General features: G+C 72.6%; 17 protein-coding genes. 6 read left to right on the top strand and 11 right to left on the bottom strand.

Features of this window, described 5'->3' with window-relative positions; translation table 11 throughout:
* Positions 1 to 61: 61 nt before the first annotated feature.
* Complete coding sequence (locus ACSDG8_RS19295; protein ID WP_210894168.1) at positions 62 to 1,228, bottom strand: acyl-CoA dehydrogenase family protein; 1,167 nt, start codon at positions 1,226 to 1,228, stop codon at positions 62 to 64.
* Between the two features lie 42 nt (positions 1,229 to 1,270).
* Positions 1,271 to 2,029, bottom strand: coding sequence for a methyltransferase domain-containing protein (locus tag ACSDG8_RS19290; protein ID WP_210894169.1), 759 nt, complete (start codon positions 2,027 to 2,029; stop codon positions 1,271 to 1,273).
* 45 nt (positions 2,030 to 2,074) lie between these two features.
* Here ACSDG8_RS19290 and ACSDG8_RS19285 point away from each other — a divergent pair, with 45 nt between their 5' ends.
* The 4 genes from ACSDG8_RS19285 (at position 2,075) to disA (ending at position 6,675) form a co-directional block, all read left to right on the top strand.
* Complete coding sequence (locus ACSDG8_RS19285) at positions 2,075 to 2,905, top strand: UbiA family prenyltransferase (RefSeq protein WP_247678440.1); 831 nt, start codon at positions 2,075 to 2,077, stop codon at positions 2,903 to 2,905.
* Positions 2,906 to 3,047: 142 nt separating this feature from the next.
* Positions 3,048 to 3,794 carry a hypothetical protein gene (locus tag ACSDG8_RS19280; protein WP_210894172.1) on the top strand — a complete coding sequence of 249 codons (747 nt, stop codon included), beginning with the start codon at positions 3,048 to 3,050 and terminating at the stop codon, positions 3,792 to 3,794.
* 104 nt (positions 3,795 to 3,898) lie between these two features.
* A complete protein-coding gene (gene radA / locus ACSDG8_RS19275) occupies positions 3,899 to 5,344 on the top strand; it encodes a DNA repair protein RadA (protein ID WP_210894173.1) in 1,446 nt (481 codons plus the stop codon).
* A 143-nt stretch (positions 5,345 to 5,487) separates the two neighbouring features.
* Positions 5,488 to 6,675 (top strand): DNA integrity scanning diadenylate cyclase DisA, encoded by a 1,188-nt coding sequence (disA, locus tag ACSDG8_RS19270; RefSeq protein WP_210894174.1) that lies wholly within the window; start codon positions 5,488 to 5,490, stop codon positions 6,673 to 6,675.
* Positions 6,676 to 6,685: 10 nt separating this feature from the next.
* Here disA and ACSDG8_RS19265 read toward each other — a convergent pair whose 3' ends face one another.
* The 3 genes from ACSDG8_RS19265 to ACSDG8_RS19255 all read right to left on the bottom strand — a co-directional run bounded on the left by ACSDG8_RS19265 (position 6,686) and on the right by ACSDG8_RS19255 (position 8,634).
* Positions 6,686 to 7,456, bottom strand: coding sequence for a hypothetical protein (locus ACSDG8_RS19265; RefSeq protein WP_210894175.1), 771 nt, complete (start codon positions 7,454 to 7,456; stop codon positions 6,686 to 6,688).
* A gap of 105 nt (positions 7,457 to 7,561) precedes the next feature.
* On the bottom strand, positions 7,562 to 8,125 hold the full coding sequence (locus ACSDG8_RS19260; protein WP_210942586.1) for a peptide deformylase: 564 nt from the start codon (positions 8,123 to 8,125) through the stop codon (positions 7,562 to 7,564).
* A complete protein-coding gene (locus ACSDG8_RS19255; RefSeq protein WP_210894177.1) occupies positions 8,122 to 8,634 on the bottom strand; it encodes a glycine cleavage system protein R in 513 nt (170 codons plus the stop codon). The genes ACSDG8_RS19260 and ACSDG8_RS19255 overlap by 4 nt, the downstream gene beginning before the upstream one ends.
* A gap of 96 nt (positions 8,635 to 8,730) precedes the next feature.
* Between ACSDG8_RS19255 and ACSDG8_RS19250 the strand changes: the two genes are divergently transcribed.
* Positions 8,731 to 9,630, top strand: coding sequence for an A/G-specific adenine glycosylase (locus ACSDG8_RS19250; RefSeq protein ID WP_210894178.1), 900 nt, complete (start codon positions 8,731 to 8,733; stop codon positions 9,628 to 9,630).
* A 242-nt stretch (positions 9,631 to 9,872) separates the two neighbouring features.
* Here the strand turns inward: ACSDG8_RS19250 and ACSDG8_RS19245 are convergent, their stop codons facing one another.
* From ACSDG8_RS19245 to lysS, 3 genes are all read right to left on the bottom strand, one after another.
* Positions 9,873 to 12,410, bottom strand: a complete 2,538-nt coding sequence (locus tag ACSDG8_RS19245; protein WP_210894179.1) for an ATP-dependent Clp protease ATP-binding subunit — start codon at positions 12,408 to 12,410, stop codon at positions 9,873 to 9,875.
* Positions 12,411 to 12,924: 514 nt separating this feature from the next.
* The gene (locus ACSDG8_RS19240) at positions 12,925 to 13,275 is read right to left on the bottom strand and encodes a histone-like nucleoid-structuring protein Lsr2 (RefSeq protein WP_210894182.1); all 351 of its coding nucleotides are present in this window, start codon (positions 13,273 to 13,275) and stop codon (positions 12,925 to 12,927) included.
* 121 nt (positions 13,276 to 13,396) lie between these two features.
* Entirely contained in the window at positions 13,397 to 14,905 is a 1,509-nt protein-coding gene (gene lysS, locus ACSDG8_RS19235; protein ID WP_210894184.1) for a lysine--tRNA ligase, read from the bottom strand.
* Positions 14,906 to 14,998: 93 nt separating this feature from the next.
* Here lysS and ACSDG8_RS19230 point away from each other — a divergent pair, with 93 nt between their 5' ends.
* Positions 14,999 to 15,751, top strand: a complete 753-nt coding sequence (locus ACSDG8_RS19230) for a class I SAM-dependent methyltransferase (RefSeq protein WP_210943112.1) — start codon at positions 14,999 to 15,001, stop codon at positions 15,749 to 15,751.
* A gap of 80 nt (positions 15,752 to 15,831) precedes the next feature.
* Here the strand turns inward: ACSDG8_RS19230 and ACSDG8_RS19225 are convergent, their stop codons facing one another.
* The 3 genes from ACSDG8_RS19225 to ACSDG8_RS19215 are packed head-to-tail and all read right to left on the bottom strand — an operon-like array spanning position 15,832 to position 19,184.
* Positions 15,832 to 16,590, bottom strand: coding sequence for a type III pantothenate kinase (locus ACSDG8_RS19225; protein WP_210894187.1), 759 nt, complete (start codon positions 16,588 to 16,590; stop codon positions 15,832 to 15,834).
* Between the two features lie 9 nt (positions 16,591 to 16,599).
* The gene (gene nadC / locus ACSDG8_RS19220) at positions 16,600 to 17,496 is read right to left on the bottom strand and encodes a carboxylating nicotinate-nucleotide diphosphorylase (RefSeq protein ID WP_210943113.1); all 897 of its coding nucleotides are present in this window, start codon (positions 17,494 to 17,496) and stop codon (positions 16,600 to 16,602) included.
* Positions 17,493 to 19,184 (bottom strand): L-aspartate oxidase, encoded by a 1,692-nt coding sequence (locus ACSDG8_RS19215; RefSeq protein WP_210894191.1) that lies wholly within the window; start codon positions 19,182 to 19,184, stop codon positions 17,493 to 17,495. Before ACSDG8_RS19215 ends, nadC begins: the two co-directional genes overlap by 4 nt.
* Positions 19,185 to 19,204 lie beyond the last annotated feature (20 nt).

Below are 19,204 nucleotides of genomic sequence, written 5' to 3'. Positions count from 1 at the left end.
GTCACCGTGCCGCCTTTCGTTCGCGACTGCGGGGCTCGCAAGACCGGCTCACTCCTCGCGCTCACCAACGAGGGAGCGCACTGTCCCGGTCTGGGTCCCCGCCGAGCGCGGCGATGCCGAGCCAGTCGGCGCAGACGTCGGACGTGGCCGGATGCAGCGAACCGCAGCGGGCGTCCCGGTAGAGCCGCTCCAGCGGATGCCCGCGCCGGGTCGCCGAGGTGCCGGCCGCCTCCAGCATGGAGGCCGCCACCTCGGCCGCGGTGGTGCCGGCCAGCAGCTTGGCGCGCCACACCCAGCGGTTCGTCTCGGCGTCGCCGGGGGCCTCGTCGACCCGGCGGGCCGCCTCGGCGACCACCAGTTCGGCGGCGGCGGTGGCGGCGTCGGCCCGGCCCAGGCGGGCCCGGACCGCCGGCAGGCCGGCGAGGTTGCGGGCGTTGAGGTGCTCGGCGGCCGCGTCGATGGCGGCGCGGGCCACACCCACGTACACCGCGGCGTAGCTCGCCACCAGCCAGTGCGGCATGAGCTGGGCGACCACCAGGGCCAGCCCTTCGACGCCGCCGAGCAGCCGGTCGGCCGGGACCGTCACGTCCAGGTGCACGTCGTGCGACGACGTGGCCCGCATGCCGAGCGAGTCCCAGGTCGGCTCGACGGTGATCCCCTCCCCGGCCGGGACCAGGAACTGGGACACCACCGACTGGTCGGCGGCGCTGCGGGCGGCAACCAGGTAGCCGTCCGGGTGGCCGGCGCCGGAGCAGAACGTCTTGCTGCCCTTGATGTGCCAGCCGCCCTCGACCGGCTCGTAGACGGTGCTGAGCTGGGACAGCCGGGCGCCGGCGCCGCGTTCGCTCATCGCCACCGCGTACCAGGCGCCGTCCGCCGCCGCGCGCAGCAGCCGGTCCCGCGCGGCGAGCGCCTCCTCCGGTACGCCGAGCGCCTCGGCCAGTTCCTCGGTGACCGCGCCCAGCGCGCCGGTGACCGAGGCGTGCATGTTGAACACCAGCGCGGTCGCGCCGTTGCCCCGGGCCAGTTCGGTGGCGACCGCGGCGTACTCGGCGAAGCTCGCGCCGGTGCCGCCCAGCTCGGGCGGCACCATCAGGCCGAACAACCCGGCTGCCCGCAGGTCCGCGAAGTCGTCAACGGGGAAAGAGCCGTCGCGGTCGTGCTCGGCCGCGCGGGCGGCCAGTCGCGGCGCCAACCGGCGGGCCGCCTCCAGCGCGTGCACAGTCATGTCGCCCCCTTCTCGGCGTCCCTTTACCCCGGGCGGCCCCGGCTACCCGCTCCGGCGCCCCCAGCCCTGGTACAGCACAGCTGCCGACCGGGTCGGCACCATGCGCGGCTCGGTCCTGCCCGGACGGTCGCCGCGCCCGCGCATGCGGCGCAGCAACCAGGCAAGCGTGCCGCCCACCTGGGGGCGGACCCCGCGTACCTCGAGCGACACGCCGTGCCGGGCGCACTCGGCGACGAGCGCGCGGGCGTCGACGAACAACCGGGGGTCGTGGATGCCGCGCGGCACGGTGGGCAGCCGTTCGCCCAGCTCCACCGCGACCAGCCGGGCCAGCAGCGTGTCGTTCAGCGTGTCCAGCACCAGCAGGCCGCCCGGCCGCAGCAGCCGGCACGCCTCGGCGACCGCGCGCCGCCAGTCCGGCACGTGCTCCAGCACCTCTCCGGCGGAGACCACCGCCGCGCAGCCGTCGGTCAGCGGCACCGCCGTCGCGTCGCCCTGGACCACGGTGACCCCGTGGTCGGCGGCCTGGTCCAGCGCGGAGCGGGTCAGGTCCACCCCGACGTGGTGGTAGCCCTTGCCGGCCAGGTGCGGCGCCAGCAGCCCGGCGCCGCAGCCCAGGTCGACGAGCACATCGTCCGGCGTGGACGCCGGCGGCACCAGTGCCGCGCGCGCCCGCGCCAGCCAGTGCAGCATCGCGAACGCGCCGTCCGGCCGCCACCACTCGTCGGCCAGATCGTCGTACTGCCGGGGGTCGTTCGGCGGCAGCACCCGGTGCGGAGTGGACACCTCGGACACGTCAGGCATGCGTCGAGCGTGGCACGACTGCCCGGTAACGACCAGACTTCCCTTATGTCGACACGGGTGTTAGGGCTGGTCAGGGCGAGCCATCCGGAGCCGGCGGCGGCGGTCACAGTGGTCGCCGCGCTGCTCGCCGCCGGCGCCGGGCACTCCCCGGCCGGCGTCGCGGCCGTGGCGCTGACGGTGCTGGCCAGTCAGCTCGCGGTCGGCTGGAGCAACGACCTGATCGACGCCGAGCGGGACGCCGCGGTGGGGCGTACCGACAAACCGGTGACCACCGGCGCGGTCAGCCGGCCGGCGCTGGCCCGGGCCGTCGTGGTGGCCGCCGTCGCCACCCCGCTGCTGGCGCTGGCCGGCGGCGCGGCCGCGGCGGCCTGCGCCACACTGGGCCTGGTCTCCGCGCTGCTCTACAACCGGCCGCTGAAGTCGACGCCGGTGTCGGTGCTGCCCTACGCCGTCTCGTTCGGCGCGCTGCCCGCGTTCGTGGTGCTGGCGCTGCCCGGCTCGCCCGCGCCGCCGGCCTGGCTGGTGGCCGCCGCCGCGCTGCTGGGCGCCGGCGCGCACTTCGCCAACGTGCTGCCCGACCTGGCCGACGACGCCCGGACCGGGGTGCGCGGCCTGCCGCACCGGCTGGGCTCCGCCGGCAGCCGGCTCGCCGCCGCCGGACTGCTCCTGGCGGCCACCGTCGCGCTGGTCTTCGGCCCGCCGGGGCCGCCGTCGTGGGCCGGGCTGTCGGCCGTCGCCGCCGCCGTCGCCGTGCCGGCCCTCGGCTGGTACGCGGGACGCGCCGCCGCCGGACGCTCGGCGAGCGCCTTCCGGGCGGTGCTGGTGGTGGCGCTCATCGATGTGGTGCTGCTGGTGACGAGCGGCCGGGTGGTCTGAAGGTTCCCCTCCGAAGGTGGCATTGCCGGGTCCGCGTGCGGGCCTCGATCAGCTCCAACTACCCTGGAGCGCGGTCTGCGCGGGTATGGCCACCCCGTGCCCGGTGGTCGACCGGGCGGGGATCGTGACGAGGAGGACCGACGTGACGCGCTCGATCAGGGGTTCCCGGGGGCCGGCCCTGCTGCTGGCCGGCACGGCGGCGGCGAGCCTGCTGCTGTCCGGGTGCGGCACCGGGCAGATTTCCGAGACCGCCAACAAGATCCCGTCGGTACAGGGCGTCAACGTCCAGACCTCCGACAACCTCTACAAGGTGCGCGGGCTCTACGTGCAGACCCCGGGGCCGAAGGGCTACGAGGCGGGGTCGAACGCGCCGGTCAACGTGGTGATCTACAACGACAGCGAGAAGCCGGTGACCGTCACGGTCACCACTGACAGCGCCCGGGAGATCGTGCTCGCCGGCGGCACCGGCCCCGACGTCGGGGCCGATCCGAGCGGATCGCCGACCGAGCCGGCCACCGCCTCGCCCACCGCCACCGACCCGAGCGCGTCGCCGAGCCAGTCGCTGGAGGCGCCCGAGTCGCCGAGCGCGTCCGCCAGCCCGTCGCCGAGCGAGTCGGCGCCCGCCGGGCAGCCGGCCCGGATCGAGATCCCGGCGCTCGGGTACGCCCAGCTCAACGCCGACAACCCGCGGTTCCTCCAGCTCGTCGGCCTGAACCAGAAGCTGCTCGTCGGCCAGCAGGTCAACCTGACCTTCGACTTCGGCGACGGCAAGGTCATCACGACCCCGGCGCCGATCGGCATCCCGCTGACCGCGGAGCCCACCCCGTCCAAGATCGTCAACCCGCGTGAGCACGGGGCCGAGGACGGTGGCGTCGAGGGCGGCCACTGACCTCCGTCCTCCTTCCGTCGGCACCGCCGCCGTGGCCAGCGCCACGCCGGCGGTGTCGCCGTTTCCGGTGGGCTTTCGTCGTACGGGCCGGTTAGCGTCCTGTGGTGACCACGCCCCGATCGACCCCCTCCCGCGCCGGCGCCGGCCGCGGTCGCGCCGCTCGCGAGCCCCGTCCGGCCTACGAGTGCGACGCCTGCGGTCATCAGCCCCCGAAGTGGGTGGGCAGGTGCCCCGAGTGCGGCGAGTGGGGCTCGGTGGTCGAGTCCACGATCACCGGCCCGCTGGTCTCCGGCCGGGTGGTCAGCTCGCGGATGCCGGCCGAGCCGGCCCGTCCGATCGCCACGATCAGCGCCGCGCCCGCCCGCGCGCGCCCCACCGGCGTCAGCGAGCTCGACCGGGTGCTCGGCGGCGGCCTCGTTCCCGGCGCGGTGGTGCTGCTCGCCGGTGAGCCCGGCGTGGGCAAGTCGACGCTGCTGCTCGACGTGGCCCAGCAGTGGGCCGCCGGCGCCGGCAGCCCGTCGCTGGTGGTCAGCGGCGAGGAGTCGGTCAGCCAGGTGCGGCTGCGCGCCGAGCGGATGGGCACCCTGCACGACCAGCTCTACCTGGCCGCCGAGAGCGACCTGTCGGCGGTGCTCGGCCACCTCGACGCGGTCAAGCCCGGCCTGCTGGTGCTCGACTCGGTGCAGACCATCTCCACCACCGGCACCGAGGGCGTGCCCGGCGGCGTCACCCAGGTCCGCGCGGTCACCGCCGCCCTGGTCGCGGTCGCCAAGGAGCGCGGCGTCGCCACCGTGCTGGTCGGCCACGTCACCAAGGACGGCCAGGTCGCCGGCCCCCGGGTGCTGGAGCACCTGGTCGACGTGGTGCTGCACTTCGAGGGCGACAAGCACTCGTCGCTGCGCATGGTGCGCGGCGTGAAGAACCGGTTCGGCGCGGCCGACGAGGTGGGCTGCTTCGAGATGCACGAGGGCGGCATCAGCAGCCTCGCCGACCCGTCCGGCCTGTTCCTGACCCGCTACTCCGAGCCGGTGCCGGGCACCTGCGTGACTGTCGCGATGGAGGGGCGCCGGGCACTGGTGACCGAGGTGCAGGCGCTGATCGGGGCCACTGTCGCCGGTTCGCCCCGGCGTACCGTCTCCGGCCTCGACAGCGCCCGGCTCGCCATGGTCCTCGCGGTGCTCCAGCGCCGGACCGAGCGGCTCACGCTGCACGACCGGGAGGTCTTCGCCGCCACCGTCGGCGGCATCCGGGTGGTCGAGCCGGCGGCCGACCTGGCGGTGGCGCTCGCGGTCGCCTCCGGCGGGCTCAACCTGGCGCTCAACCCGCACCTGGTGGCCATCGGCGAGGTGGGGCTCACCGGCGAGGTACGCCGGGTCGGCGCGGTGCCCCGCCGGCTGTCCGAGGCGGCCCGGCTGGGCTTCCGGCTGGCTCTCGTGCCGCCCGGGTGCGGGCCGGAGAGCAGCGGCGCCGGGCCGGAGAACATGCGCGTGATCGAGGTCACTGACGTGCGGGCCGCCCTCCAGGCCGCCGCCCGCGCATCGGCGGAGTGACGGCGCGTGAGCGTGGCGGCGGGAGCCGCCGGACGATTCCGGACAGCACACGCATCCGGCCGACGACCGCCGGAGCCGGGCATCGTGACACATCACAGTAACCACGAGAGCACCCACCGCACGGCAGTCCGTAGACTGTGCCCGTGCCGATCGACCGCGATGCCACCAAGCCCGCAACGGCGACGCCGCACGCCCGTACCGGCGCCGTGAGCGGCAACCCCGCTCGTGCCATCAGCGTGAGCGTCAACGGAAGCGTCGGCGGCGGGGCCGGCGATCCGCTGCGCGCCAACCTCGCCCTGATGGCTCCGGGCACCGCCCTGCGGGACGGCCTGGAGCGGATCCTGCGCGGCCGCACCGGCGCGCTGATCGTGCTCGGCTACGACAAGGTGGTCGAGCAGATCTGCACCGGCGGCTTCCCGATGGACGTGGAGTTCTCCGCCACCCGGGTCCGGGAGCTGTGCAAGATGGACGGCGCTGTCGTCCTGTCCAGCGACGGCACCCGGATCGTGCAGGCCGGCGTGCACCTGATGCCCGACCCGTCGATCCCGACGGAGGAGTCCGGCACCCGGCACCGCACCGCCGAGCGGGTGGCCCGGCAGACCGGCTACCCGGTCATCTCGGTCAGCCAGTCGATGCGGATCATCAGCCTCTACGTCAACGGCCAGCGGCACGTGCTGGACGACTCGGCAGCGATCCTGTCCCGCGCCAACCAGGCGCTGGCCACGCTGGAGCGCTACAAGCTGCGGCTGGACGAGGTCTCCGGCACGCTCTCCGCGCTGGAGATCGAAGACCTGGTCACCGTCCGCGACGCGGTGGCGGTGGTGCAGCGGCTGGAGATGGTCCGCCGCATCGCCGACGAGATCGCCGGCTACGTGGTGGAGCTGGGCACCGACGGCCGCCTGCTGGCTCTTCAGCTCGACGAGCTGATGGCCGGCGTGGACGCCGACCGCACCCTGGTCATCCGCGACTACCTGCCGGTCGGCCGCAAGTCGCGCACCCTGGACGAGGCACTCGTCGAGCTCGACCTGCTCAGCGCCACCGAGCTGATCGACCTCGTGGCGGTCGCCAAGGCGATCGGCTACCCGTCCGCCTCCGACGCGCTCGACGCGGCGGTCAGTCCGCGCGGGTTCCGCCTGCTCGCCAAGGTGCCCCGGCTGCCGGTCGCCGTCGTCGACCGGCTGGTGGTGCACTTCGGCAGCCTCCAGCGGCTGCTCGGCGCGACGGTGGAGGACCTCCAGGCCGTCGAGGGCGTGGGCGACGCCCGCGCCCGCGGCGTCCGCGAGGGCCTGTCCCGGCTCGCCGAGGCGTCCATCCTCGAACGGTACGTCTGAGCGTCGCCGCTCAGCCGGTGATCGTCAGCTTCACCGGCTCGCTGATCTTGGTGCCGACGCGGGCGAACACCTGGTACGCGCCGATCGCGGCGAACTCGCCGCTGGCGACCCCGTTGGCGCACCGGTTGTCCCGCCGGCCGTTCCAGACCAGCTCGTAGGAGCGCTCGAAGTTCGGCGTGAACGACTGCGGGTCCGAGCCCTTGCCGGTGCCGCAGGTGTCCGACGACCAGATCTTGTCGGCGCCCGCCTTGAGGTACAGCTCCTGGAGATCGGCGCCCACGTCCCGGCTGCACGTCCGGTTCGACACGTTCTTGACCTTGAGGCGCAGCGTGACCACAGTGCCCCGCTGGGCGGTGGCCGGCACCGCGACCGGCGTCACCAGCAGCTCCGAGTCGGTGCAGTTGCCGTCGTCCGAGACCGGCTGCCCGTTCGCGCCGCCGTTACCGGTGCCGCCGCCGTTGTTCCCGCCGGTGTTGCCGCCACCGGTGTTCGCGCCGCCGTCACCCGTACCGCCGCCACCGGTGTTGGCCCCGCCGCCGCCCACCTCACCGGGTGACGGCGACGGACTGCCCGACTGCGGAGTCAGCACCGAGCCGGACGGGCCCGGCTCGGCCCCGGCCGAGCCGGACGGCGACGGATCCGTACCGGGCGCGCCGGTGTTGCGGTCCGTACCGGTGCACGAGTAGAGCAGGACAATCAGGAAAAGCAGGCCCGCGCCGAGCACGACGGCACGACGCCGCCAGTACACAGCAGGGGGCAGGGGGCCGACCGTCAGACGCATGATGCGCCTACCGTAGCCGCGCGGCGCACGGCTCGCCGGTCCGACGCGCCGGGAACCCGCCGCCGTACGGCCATCACCGTCCACACCGGATAACTGCCGCCACCGTCAGAGGTAGACCTTGCGCTGGTAGATCGCGTGCGCGCCGGCCACCCGGTCGAGGAAGAGCAGCCCCGCACAGTGGTCGATCTCGTGCTGGAGCGCACGCGCCTCGAAACCGTCGGTCACCAGCCGGACCGGCTCCCCGGTGCCCGGCAGCACGCCTTCGACCACCAGCCGGCTGGCCCGCTTCACGTCGCCGGTCAGGTCCGGCACCGACATGCAGCCCTCCCGGCCCGCCTTCCACCGGCTCGCCTCCACCACCCGCGCGTTGCACAGCACGAACGTGCCGTGCACGGTGACCGCCTTCGGGTGCCCGGTGACGTCCACCGCGAACACCTGCGCGCTCACCCCCACCTGCGGCGCCGCCAGGCCCACACAGCCGGGCGAGACCCGCATCGTGGCCACCAGGTCGGCGGCGAGCCGCACCACCTCGGCAGACGTCGGATCGACCTCCGGGCCGGGTTGACTCAGCACCGGCTCCGGCGCGACCACCACCGGGAGTACCGCACCGGCGACACCGAGCTTCTCCGGCGTCCAGCCGCCCAGGCCCGCGTACTCCGGCCCGGTCACAGCAGGTCCGAGTCCGCCGGGCGGAGGCTGACCCCGACACCCAGCTCCGCCGCGACGCGCGTGAGCCGGCCGGCCACCTCGTCGGAGACGCCCGGCGGCAGCTCGACCTCGGCGACCACCACGTAGAGCGAACCGGTCAGCCGCGTGCTCAGGTCGGTCACGTTCCCGCCCGCGTCGGTGAGCACCCGGGTCATCGCCGCCACGATGCCCATCCGGTCGGCGCCGTGCACCGCCAGCACGTACGGCTCACCGGCGGGCGCGCTGCCGCCGTCCGGCGTGACCGCGCGTACGGTGGCCAGCAGGTGCCCGTCGGCGGCGAGCGGGGCCAGCGCCGCCTCGACGTCGGCGGCGGCCGGTCCCACGCAGATCAGGGTCATCGCGAAGTGTCCACGCAGCCGGGTCATCGTCGAGTCGGTGAGGTTCGCGCCGAGCCGGGCGAGGACCTCCGCGACGTCGGCGACGATGCCCGGCCGGTCCCGGCCGATGACGGTGATCGCGAGCTCGTTCATTCGGACATTCTGCCCCGTCGCCCATGATCGATCGCGCCCGGCCACCCGCCCCGCCCAACCTGCGGGAAAGACAGCCGTGACATGATCGGCGACGCGATGTCCGAGCCCACATTCGCCACCCAGGTCAGCCGGTGGTACGAGCGCAACGCCCGTGATCTGCCCTGGCGCAAGCCGGGCATCAGCGCCTGGGCGATCCTGGTCAGCGAGGTCATGCTCCAGCAGACCCCGGTGGTCCGGGTGGTGCCCGCCTGGGAGGCCTGGCTCGCCCGCTGGCCGGAGCCGCGCGCGCTCGCCGAGGACACCCCGGCCGAGGCGATCCGGATGTGGGGACGGCTCGGCTACCCCCGCCGGGCGGTACGCCTGCGCGAATGCGCGGTGGCCGTCGTGGAGCGGCACGGCGGCGTGGTGCCCGACCGGCTCGACCACCTGCTGGCGCTGCCCGGCGTCGGCACGTACACGGCCCGCGCGGTCGCCGCCTTCGCGTACGGGCAGCGGCATCCCGTGGTGGACACCAACGTCCGGCGAGTGGTGTGCCGGGCGATCGCCGGTGAACCCGACGCCGGTCCGACGACCCGCCCGGCCGACCTGGTCGCCACCGAGGAACTACTGCCGATCGAGCCGGCCGCAGCCGCCCTGGCCAGCGCCGCGTTCATGGAACTCGGGGCCGTCGTCTGCACCGCCCGCGCCCCGCGCTGCGCGATCTGCCCGGTCGAGTCGAGCTGTGCCTGGCGGGCCTCCGGCCAGGCCGCCCCCACCGGGCCGACGCGCCGCCCGCAGCGCTACGCCGGCACCGACCGTCAGGTACGCGGACTGCTGCTCGCCGTACTGCGGGAGACCACCGGCCCGGTGCCGCACCAGCGGCTGGACCAGGTCTGGCACGACGACGTCCAGCGGGCACGGGCGCTGGCCGGCCTGGTCACGGACGGGCTGGTGGAGCCGGTCGGCGAGGAGTCGTTCCGGCTGGCCGGCGACGGCCCAGCCGTCCCCCTCCCCTGACGGCACCCGCCCCCTGCCCTGCCCTGCCCTGCCATGCCCTGCCCTGCCCTGCCCCGGTGATCATGAAGTTAGCGGTGACAAATCGGGCACCAAGTGCCGTCAACTTCATGATCAACGGGGCAGTGCGGGAGGGAGAGAGCGGGGCGGGAGGGCACCCGGCGGGTGGGGTGCTGTGGGCAGGGAAAGGCGACGGCCCCGGTGGCTTTCGCCTACCGGGGCCGTCGCCCTCGAACTGTTCGGACTTACGCGGCGTCGTCCGCGCCGGTGGCGGCGGTGCCGCCGAGGTCCGCCGGGACCGCGTCCGGCACGGCGTCCGGCCGGTCCGCGCCCCGGAAGACGAGCTTGGACTTGTCGATGTTCTCCGGGTCGCCCTCGCAGTCCACGACGACGATCTGGCCGGGGGTCAGTTCGTTGAACAGGATCCGCTCGGACAGGTTGTCCTCGATGTCGCGCTGGATCGTGCGACGCAGCGGCCGCGCGCCGAGCACCGGGTCGAAGCCCTTCTTCGCGAGGTACTTCTTGGCGTTGTCGGTCAGTTCGAGGCCCATGTCCTTGTTGCGCAGCTGGCCTTCGATGCGCTGGATCATGATGTCGACGATGGAGAGGATCTCGGACTCGCGCAGCTGGTGGAAGACGATGGTGTCGTCGATGCGGTTGAGGAACTCGGGCCGGAAGTGCTGCTTGAGTTCGTCGTTGACTTTCTGCTTCATCCGGTCGTAGTTCGACTCGGAGTCCTCCGAGGCCTGGAACCCGAGGGAGACGGCCTTGGCGACGTCGCGGGTGCCGAGGTTGGTGGTCAGGATGATGACGGTGTTCTTGAAGTCCACGATCCGGCCTTGACCGTCGGTGAGACGGCCGTCTTCCAGGATCTGCAGGAGCGTGTTGAACACGTCCGGGTGGGCCTTCTCGATCTCGTCGAACAGCACCACGGAGAACGGCCGGCGACGCACCTTCTCCGTCAGCTGCCCACCCTCGTCATACCCGACGTAGCCGGGAGGCGCACCGACGAGCCGGGACACGGTGTACCGGTCGTGGAACTCCGACATGTCGAGCTGGATCAGCGCGTCCTCGGAGCCGAAGAGGAACTCGGCGAGGGCCTTGGACAGCTCGGTCTTACCGACACCGGACGGGCCGGCGAAGATGAACGAACCCGACGGCCGCTTCGGGTCCTTCAACCCTGCCCGGGTACGCCGGATCGCCTTGGAGACCGCCTTGACGGCGTCTTCCTGGCCGATGACGCGCTTGTGCAGCTCGTCTTCCATGCGCAGCAGCCGCGAGGTCTCCTCCTCGGTCAGCTTGTAGACCGGGATACCGGTCCAGTTACCGAGGACCTCGGCGATCTGCTCGTCGTCAACCTCACTGACGACGTCCAGGTCGCCGGCCTTCCACTCCTTCTCCCGCTGCGCCTTCTGCCCCAGCAGCTGCTTCTCGGTGTCGCGCAGCTGCGCGGCCCGCTCGAAGTCCTGCGCGTCGATCGCGGACTCCTTGTCCCGACGCACCTGAGCGATGCGCTCGTCGAAGTCCCGCAGGTCCGGCGGCGCGGTCATCCGACGGATCCGCATCCGCGCGCCGGCCTCGTCGATCAGGTCGATCGCCTTGTCCGGCAGGAACCGATCCGAGATGTACCGATCCGCCAAGGTGGCGGCGGCGACCAGCGCGGCGTCGGTGATCGACACCCGGTGGTGCGCCTCGTAGCGGTCCCGCAGACCCTTCAAAATCTCAATCGTGTGGGCCAGGGACGGCTCACCGACCTGGATCGGCTGGAAACGACGCTCCAACGCGGCGTCCTTCTCCAAATGCTTGCGGTACTCATCCAGCGTGGTGGCGCCGATGGTCTGCAGCTCACCACGGGCCAGCATCGGCTTCAAAATGCTCGCCGCGTCGATCGCGCCCTCGGCCGCGCCCGCGCCGACGAGGGTGTGGATCTCGTCGATGAACAAGATGATGTCGCCGCGGGTGCGGATCTCCTTGAGGACCTTCTTCAGACGCTCCTCGAAGTCACCCCGATACCGCGAACCGGCGACCAGGGCGCCGAGGTCGAGCGTGTAGAGCTGCTTGTCCTTCAGCGTCTCCGGCACCTCACCCTTGATGATCTTCTGCGACAGCCCTTCCACGACGGCGGTCTTGCCGACGCCGGGCTCACCGATCAGCACCGGGTTGTTCTTCGTGCGGCGGGACAGCACCTGCATGACCCGCTCGATCTCCTTCTCCCGCCCGATCACCGGGTCGAGCTTGCCCTCCCGGGCGGCCTGGGTCAGGTTACGGCCGAACTGGTCCAGCACCAGGCTGGTCGACGGCGCGGCCTCACCCGGGGCGGCACCCGCCGCCGCCGGCTCCTTGCCCTGATAGCCCGACAGCAGCTGAATCACCTGCTGACGCACCCGGTTCAGGTCCGCGCCCAGCTTCACCAACACCTGCGCGGCGACGCCCTCACCCTCGCGGATCAGACCCAGCAGGATGTGCTCGGTGCCGATGTAGTTGTGCCCCAGCTGCAACGCCTCACGCAGCGACAGCTCCAGCACCTTCTTCGCCCGCGGCGTGAACGGAATATGCCCGCTCGGCGCCTGCTGGCCCTGGCCGATGATCTCCTCGACCTGCTGACGCACACCCTCCAGGGAGATGCCCAGGCTCTCCAGAGCCTTCGCCGCGACACCCTCACCCTCATGGATCAGGCCCAACAGGATGTGTTCCGTACCGATGTAGTTGTGGTTGAGCATCCGGGCCTCTTCCTGGGCCAGGACGACAACCCGTCGCGCTCGGTCGGTGAACCGCTCGAACATGCCCTCGTGCTCCTCACGTGCCGTGCGCCTTGATGGTCAGATCTCGGCGGGGCCGGTGCGCGGACGTCCGGGATGGGCGTCCGTGCCTCCTTACTCTATCGCCGCGGGCCGCCTCCGCTGAGGTCGTGTGGCCCCGCGAATGGTCGTTCCGACGTCGTTTCTGACAACCGTCCACGCTCAGGAGGTGTTCCGGGACCCCTGCCTGTACGCGCAGAGCGAAATTCGACCGGCACCCGAGCGGCCGGTCCAGCGGACCCGATGCGGCGGCAGTGCGCCCACCGACGTCGTCCACAGCCTGTGGATGGAATCTCCACCGCCTGTGGACAACCGCTCCCGGCGGGGATTTCTTCCCGCCCCGCCGCCGTGGACGAGCCGGGCCGAACGGGTGGGACGACCGGACATCCGGCATTACCAGGGACGGCCGGGCGGAACCGTCAAACCGGTCCGGAAACGGCGACGCCGGCCCGGAGTGGCACTCCGGTCCGGCGTCGTGTCGCGCGTGGCGAGGCTGGGATCAGTGCCCCGCCTTCGCGTGGTACTCGTCCACGATCTCCTGCGGGATACGACCCCGGTCGGAGATGTCCTTGCCGGCCTTCTTGGCCCACTCGCGGATGGCCCGGTTCTGCTCGCGGTCGGCGGTCGCGCCGCCTCGGCCCCGAGCGGCCCGGCCGCCCACGACCACACCCCCGCGACCGACCTTCGATCCGTTCGCGATGTACGGCGCGAATACGTCACGCAATTTCTCCGCGTTGGATGCGGAGAGGTCGATCTCGTACTGCACGCCGTCGAGCGCGAACTTGACGGTCTCGTCAGCGTCCCCGCCGTCCAGGTCATCGACCAGCTTGTGAATGATCTGCTTGGCCACGTCCCACATTCCTTTCGAGCAGGGTGCTGCTCCTGCAATACTCCGAGAGCACAATAACCCGTCCGGCGCTTGTTCCGTCAATAGGACGGGGTAACGAGCCGGAGAAGCTTTGCGGGAGCGCCTACTCCGGCCGGACCAACGGGAACAGGATCGTTTCCCGAATTCCCAGCCCGGTCAGCGCCATCAGCAGGCGGTCGATTCCCATTCCCATGCCACCGGACGGCGGCATTCCATACTCCATCGCTCGGAGAAAATCCTCGTCCAGCCGCATCGCCTCGTCGTCGCCGCGCGCCGCGAGCTGCGCCTGGGCCATCAGCCGATCCCGCTGCACGACCGGGTCGACCAGCTCCGAGTACGCGGTGCCCAGCTCGAATCCGAGCACGTAGAGGTCCCACTTCTCGGCCAGGCCCGGCTCGCTGCGGTGGGCCCGGGTCAGCGGGCTGGTCTCCTCCGGGTAGTCGCGGACGAACGTGGGCGCCTGAAGAGACGGCACCACGAGTTCCTCGAACAACTCCTCGGCCAGCTTGCCCGGTCCCCACTTCGGGTCGACGGAGAGACCGACCTTGTCCGCGTACTCGACCAGGCGTGCCCTTTCGGTGCGGACGGTGACCTCCTCACCGAGCGCTTCGGAAAGAACACCGAACAGCGTCACCGAGCGCCACTCGCCGCCCAGATCGAACTCATGCCCGTCCGCGTGGGTCACCACGGTCGATCCGGCGACCGCGATCGCGGCCTGCTGTACGAGATTTCGGGTCAGCTCGGCCATCGTGTCGTAGTCGCCGTACGCCTGGTACGCCTCCAGCATCGCGAACTCCGGCGAGTGCGAAGAGTCGATGCCCTCATTACGGAAGTTGCGGTTGATCTCGAAGACGCGGTCGACGCCGCCGACCACCGCGCGCTTGAGAAATAGTTCCGGCGCGATTCGCAGATACAGATCCGTGTCGAGCGCATTGCTGTGGGTCACGAATGGGCGGGCCGCCGCGCCGCCGTGCAGCAGTTGCAGCATCGGGGTCTCGACCTCGATGAAGTCCTGCCCGTGCAGCGTGTCCCGCAGGCTGCGGACGGCGGTGGCCCGGGTGCGGACCATCTGCCGGGCCTGCGGGCGGACCACCAGGTCCACGTAGCGCTGGCGGACCCGGGACTCCTCGCTCAGCGGCTTGTGCGCCACCGGCAGCGGGCGCAGCGCTTTGGCGGTGACCGCCCACTCGTCGGCGAGCACGGACAGCTCGCCGCGCCGGCTGGTGATCACCTCGCCGGTCACCCCGACGTGGTCACCGAGGTCGACCAGGCGCTTCCAGTCCGCCAGCCGCTCCGGCCCGACCCGGTCCAGCGAGAGCATCGCCTGGAGTTCGGTGCCGTCACCGTCGCGAAGCGTCGCGAAGCAGAGCTTGCCGGTGTTGCGAATGAAGATCACCCGGCCGGTGACCGAGGCCCGGTCGCCGGTGGCGGTGTCGGTGGGCAGGTCGGCGTAGCGCTCGCGCAGCCGCGCCAGCGTCGTGGTGCGCGGGAAACCCACCGGGTACGGCTCGGTGCCCTCGGCGAGCATCCGGTCCCGCTTCTCCCGGCGGACCTTCATCTGCTCGGGAAGGTCGTCGGCGGGGTCTGCTGGCAGGGCGTTCTGCTCGGTCACGGCACGCTTCCTCAGGCCTTGGGAACATCGGCGGGGTCAGCACATGAGCGTACTCAAGCGGCCTGGCGGCCGTTACGGGATAACCTGCCCGTCATGACCGACCCCACTGGGGCGCTCTCGTTCGGCGCCGCCGCGGCCGAGTACGACCGGTTCCGTCCCCGTTATCCCCCGGCCGCGCTGCGCTGGGCGCTGGACGGGCTGTCCGGAGTCCGGGTGGTGGACCTCGGCGCCGGCACCGGCATCCTCACCCGGGGGCTGCTGGAGCTCACCGCCGACGGGACGGTGGCTCAGGTCGTACCCGTGGAACCTGATCCGGGGATGCGGGCGCAACTGGCCGCCGCCACGCCGGGCGCGACGGCGCTCGCGGGCAGCGCCGAGGCGGTGCCGCTGCCGGACGGGTCGGCGGACGCGGTGCTGGTCGGGCAGGCCTACCACTGGTTCGACAGGGAGCGGGCGCACGCGGAGGTCGCGCGCGTGCTCCGCGTGGGCGGCGCGTTCGCGCCGATCTGGAACATCCGGGACGAGCGGGTCGGCTGGGTCGCGGAGCTGACCCGGATCGCCCACCTCGGGGACAACGCGGGCGACGTGACGCAGCGGTACGCGGACTTCGGCGCCGCCTTCACCGAGGTCGAGGTGGGCGAGTTCGGGCACGCGACCACGCTCACGCCGGACGAGGTGGTGGGCATGCTGCACACCCGCTCGTTCTGGCTGACCGCCGACGCGGACGAGCGGCGACGGGTGGACGCGGAGCTGGCGGAGCTGTTCGCCACCCACCCCGACCTGGCCGGCCGGGAGGCCGTGGAGCTGCCGTACCGCACGATGGTGCTTCGGGCGCGCCTGTGTTGAAGCGGCAGCCTTGAAGCGGCGGCGTTAAGAAGGGGCCCTTCCTCTACCGGAGGCGTTAACAGGGGGCCCTTCCTTACACCTCAGTTGTTGCGGTCGTAGACCATCCGCAGGCCGATCAGTGTGATCATCGGCTCGTGGTGGGTGATGGTGTGGCACTCACCGAGCACCAGCGACGCCAGGCCACCGGTGGCGATGACCGCCTTGACCCCGCCCAGCTCCTCGGACATCCGCTCGACGATCCGGTCCACCTGACCGGCGAACCCGAAGTAGAGCCCGGCCTGGAGACACTCGACGGTGTTCTTGCCGATCACCGAGCGCGGGCGGGTCGCCTCCACCTTGCGCAACTGCGCGGCGCGGGCGGCCAGCGCGTCGAAGGAGATCTCGATGCCGGGCGCGAACGCCCCGCCGAGGAACTCCCCCCGGCTGCTGATCACGTCGAAGTTGGTGGTGGTGCCGAAGTCCACCACGATCGACGGCCCGCCGTAGAGCGTGTACGCGGCAAGCGTGTTCACCACGCGGTCCGCGCCCACCTCCTTCGGGTTGTCGATGGCGAGCTGGACGCCGGTGCGGACGCCCGGCTCGACGATCACGCTGGGCAGGTCCGCGTAGTACCTGTCGAGCATGGTGCGCAGCGAACGCAGCGCCGCCGGCACTGTCGAGCAGGCGGCCACCCCGGTGATCTCCACGGCGTCACCGGCGAGCAGTCCGCGGAACATCAGGCCCAGTTCGTCCGCGGTGGAGCGGGCGTCGGTCTTGATGCGCCACGAATGCACCAGCTTGTCGCCGTCGAAGGTCGCCAGCACGGTGTTCGTGTTTCCGATGTCGATGCAGAGCAGCACAGCGGCAGCCTAGACGTCGCGCAGGTCGAGGGCGATGTCCAGGATCGGCGAGGAGTGGGTGAGCGCGCCGACGGAGAGGAAGTCGACGCCCGTGGCGCCGTACTCGGCGGCCATCGACAGCGTCAGCCCACCGGTGGCCTCCAGCTCCGCCCGGTCGCCCACCAACGCCACCACCTCGCGCAGCTGCGCCGGGGTCATGTTGTCCAGCAGCAGGAACCGGGCGCCCGCCTCGACCGCCTCCACCGCCTCGGCCGGCGTGTCCACCTCGACCTGCACCGCGACGTCGGGGAACGCCTCCCGGACCCGGCGGAACGCGGCACTGATCCCGCCCGCCGCGACTTTGTGGTTGTCCTTGATCATGGCGACGTCGTACAGGCCCATCCGCTTGTTGGTGCCGCCACCGGCCCGGACCGCGTACTTCTCCAGCGCCCGCAGGCCCGGCGTGGTCTTGCGGGTGTCCAGCACCGTCGCCTTCGTGCCGGCGAGCTCGTCGGCCCAGGCCCGGGTGTGCGTCGCGACGCCGGACATGCGGGACAGCAGGTTCAGCGCCGTCCGCTCGCCGGTCAGCAGCAGCCGGGTCGGCCCGGTCACTGTGGCCAGCACGTCGCCGCGCGCCACCCGCTGTCCGTCGTGAGCCACGAGCCCGACCTCGACGGTACGTCCCGCGCCGGTCACGTCGGCCACCAGCTCGAACACGGCGGCGGCGACCGGCAGCCCGGCCACCACGCCGTCGGCGCGCGCCACCAGATCGGCCGTGTCCTGCTGCTCGGCCGGGATGGTGGCCACGCTCGTTACGTCGAGGAAGTCGGGTCCGAGGTCCTCGTGCAGCGTGTCGAGGATGATCCGCCGGACCCGCTCCGGGTCCAGGCCACCGTCGCGCAGCGCCTGCTCCGTCGACTCCCTCATGAGTTGTTCTCCTCCCAGCGCTCGGCCACCCGGCCGTCCGTACCCACCTCGGCCACCAGGTGGCCCAGCCACCGCTCGTCGGCGGTCGGGAAGTCCTCCCGCCAGTGGCAGCCCCGCGTCTCCTGCCGGGCGTACGCGGCGGCGACCAGCGTCGCCGCCACTGTGAGCAGGTTCGTCGCCTCCCAGTCGGCGGTACGCGGCACGCCCCGCCCCGCGCCCAGCGCGGTGAGCGTGGCGGCGGTGGCTTCCAGCGTCTGCGCCGACCGGAGCACGCCCGCGCCCCGCGTCATCGCCCGTTGCAGTTCCGCCGTGCCGGTCGCCGGCAGCAGCGCGCCGGGACCGCCCACCCAGGCGCCGGTCTCCGCGGGGCGGGCCTGCTCGGGCAGCCCGGCGGCGATGTCCTCGGCGATCCGGCGGGAGAAGACCAGCCCCTCCAGCAGGGAGTTGCTGGCCAGCCGGTTCGCGCCGTGCACACCGGTGCAGGCGACCTCGCCGCAGGCGTACAGGCCGGGAATGGAGGTGCGCCCGTGCAGGTCGGTCCGGACGCCGCCGGAGGCGTAGTGGGCGGCCGGCGCGACCGGGATCAGGTCGGTCGCCGGGTCCACGCCGATGGCCAGGCAGGACGCCACGATGGTGGGGAACCGCCGGGCCAGGAAGTCGCCGCCCAGGTGCCGGGCGTCCAGGAAGACGTGGTCGGCCCCGCTGGCGAGCAACACCCGGTGTATGCCCTTCGCGACCACGTCCCGGGGCGCCAGCTCGGCCAGTTCGTGCTGACCGACCATGAACCGCTTGCCGTCGCCGTCGACCAGGTGCGCGCCCTCGCCGCGCAGCGCCTCGGAGACCAGCGGCTGCTGGGCCAGCCCCGCGCCCGGCCCGCCGGGCGGCACGATCAGCGCGGTCGGGTGGAACTGCACGAACTCCACGTCGGTGACCGCCGCCCCGGCACGCAGCGCCAGCGCCACCCCGTCGCCGGTGGAGACCGCCGGGTTCGTGGTGGCGGCGAAGACCTGCCCCATGCCACCGGTGGCCAGCACCACCGCGCGGCCGAGGATCGCGCCGACGCCGTCCTCACTGCCCTCGCCGAGCACGTGCAGCGTGATGCCGCACGCCGGGCCGAGCCCGCCCGGCCCATCGCCAGGGGCGCGCAGCAGGTCCAGCACCAGGGCGTGCTCGACCAGCCGGATCCACGGGTCGCGACGTACCGCGTCGTGCAGCGCCCGCTGCACCTCCGCGCCCGTGGCGTCGCCGCCGGCGTGCACGATCCGGTCGGCGCGGTGGCCGCCCTCCCGGGTCAGCATCAGCGACCCGTCCGGGTTGCGGTCGAACTCCGCCCCGATCCGCATCAGCTCACGCAGCCGGGTGGGGCCCTCGGCCACTAGCGCGCGGACCGCCGCCGGGTCGCAGAGGCCGACGCCGGCCACCTCGGTGTCGTACGCGTGCGCGGCCGGCGTGTCCGCCGGGTCCAGCACGGCGGCGATCCCGCCCTGCGCCCAGCGCGTCGAACCCTCGTCCATGTCGACCTTGGTGACCACCGTGACGTGCAGTCCCGCCTCGCGCAGGTGCAGCGCCGCGGTCAACCCGGCCACGCCGGAGCCGACCACGATCACGTCTGTCGTCTCCACCCAGCCGGGGGCGGGCGCGGCGAGCAGCCGGGGCAGCGTCGGCAGGTCGACGGCGGGTAGGTCCATGAGCACAGTCAACCCGAAGC

The organism is Micromonospora sp. LA-10 (assembly GCF_051853095.1).
In the GTDB taxonomy this organism is placed as follows: Bacteria; Actinomycetota; Actinomycetes; order Mycobacteriales; family Micromonosporaceae; genus Micromonospora; species Micromonospora echinospora_A.
This window is presented reverse-complemented; position numbering and strand designations above follow the sequence as displayed.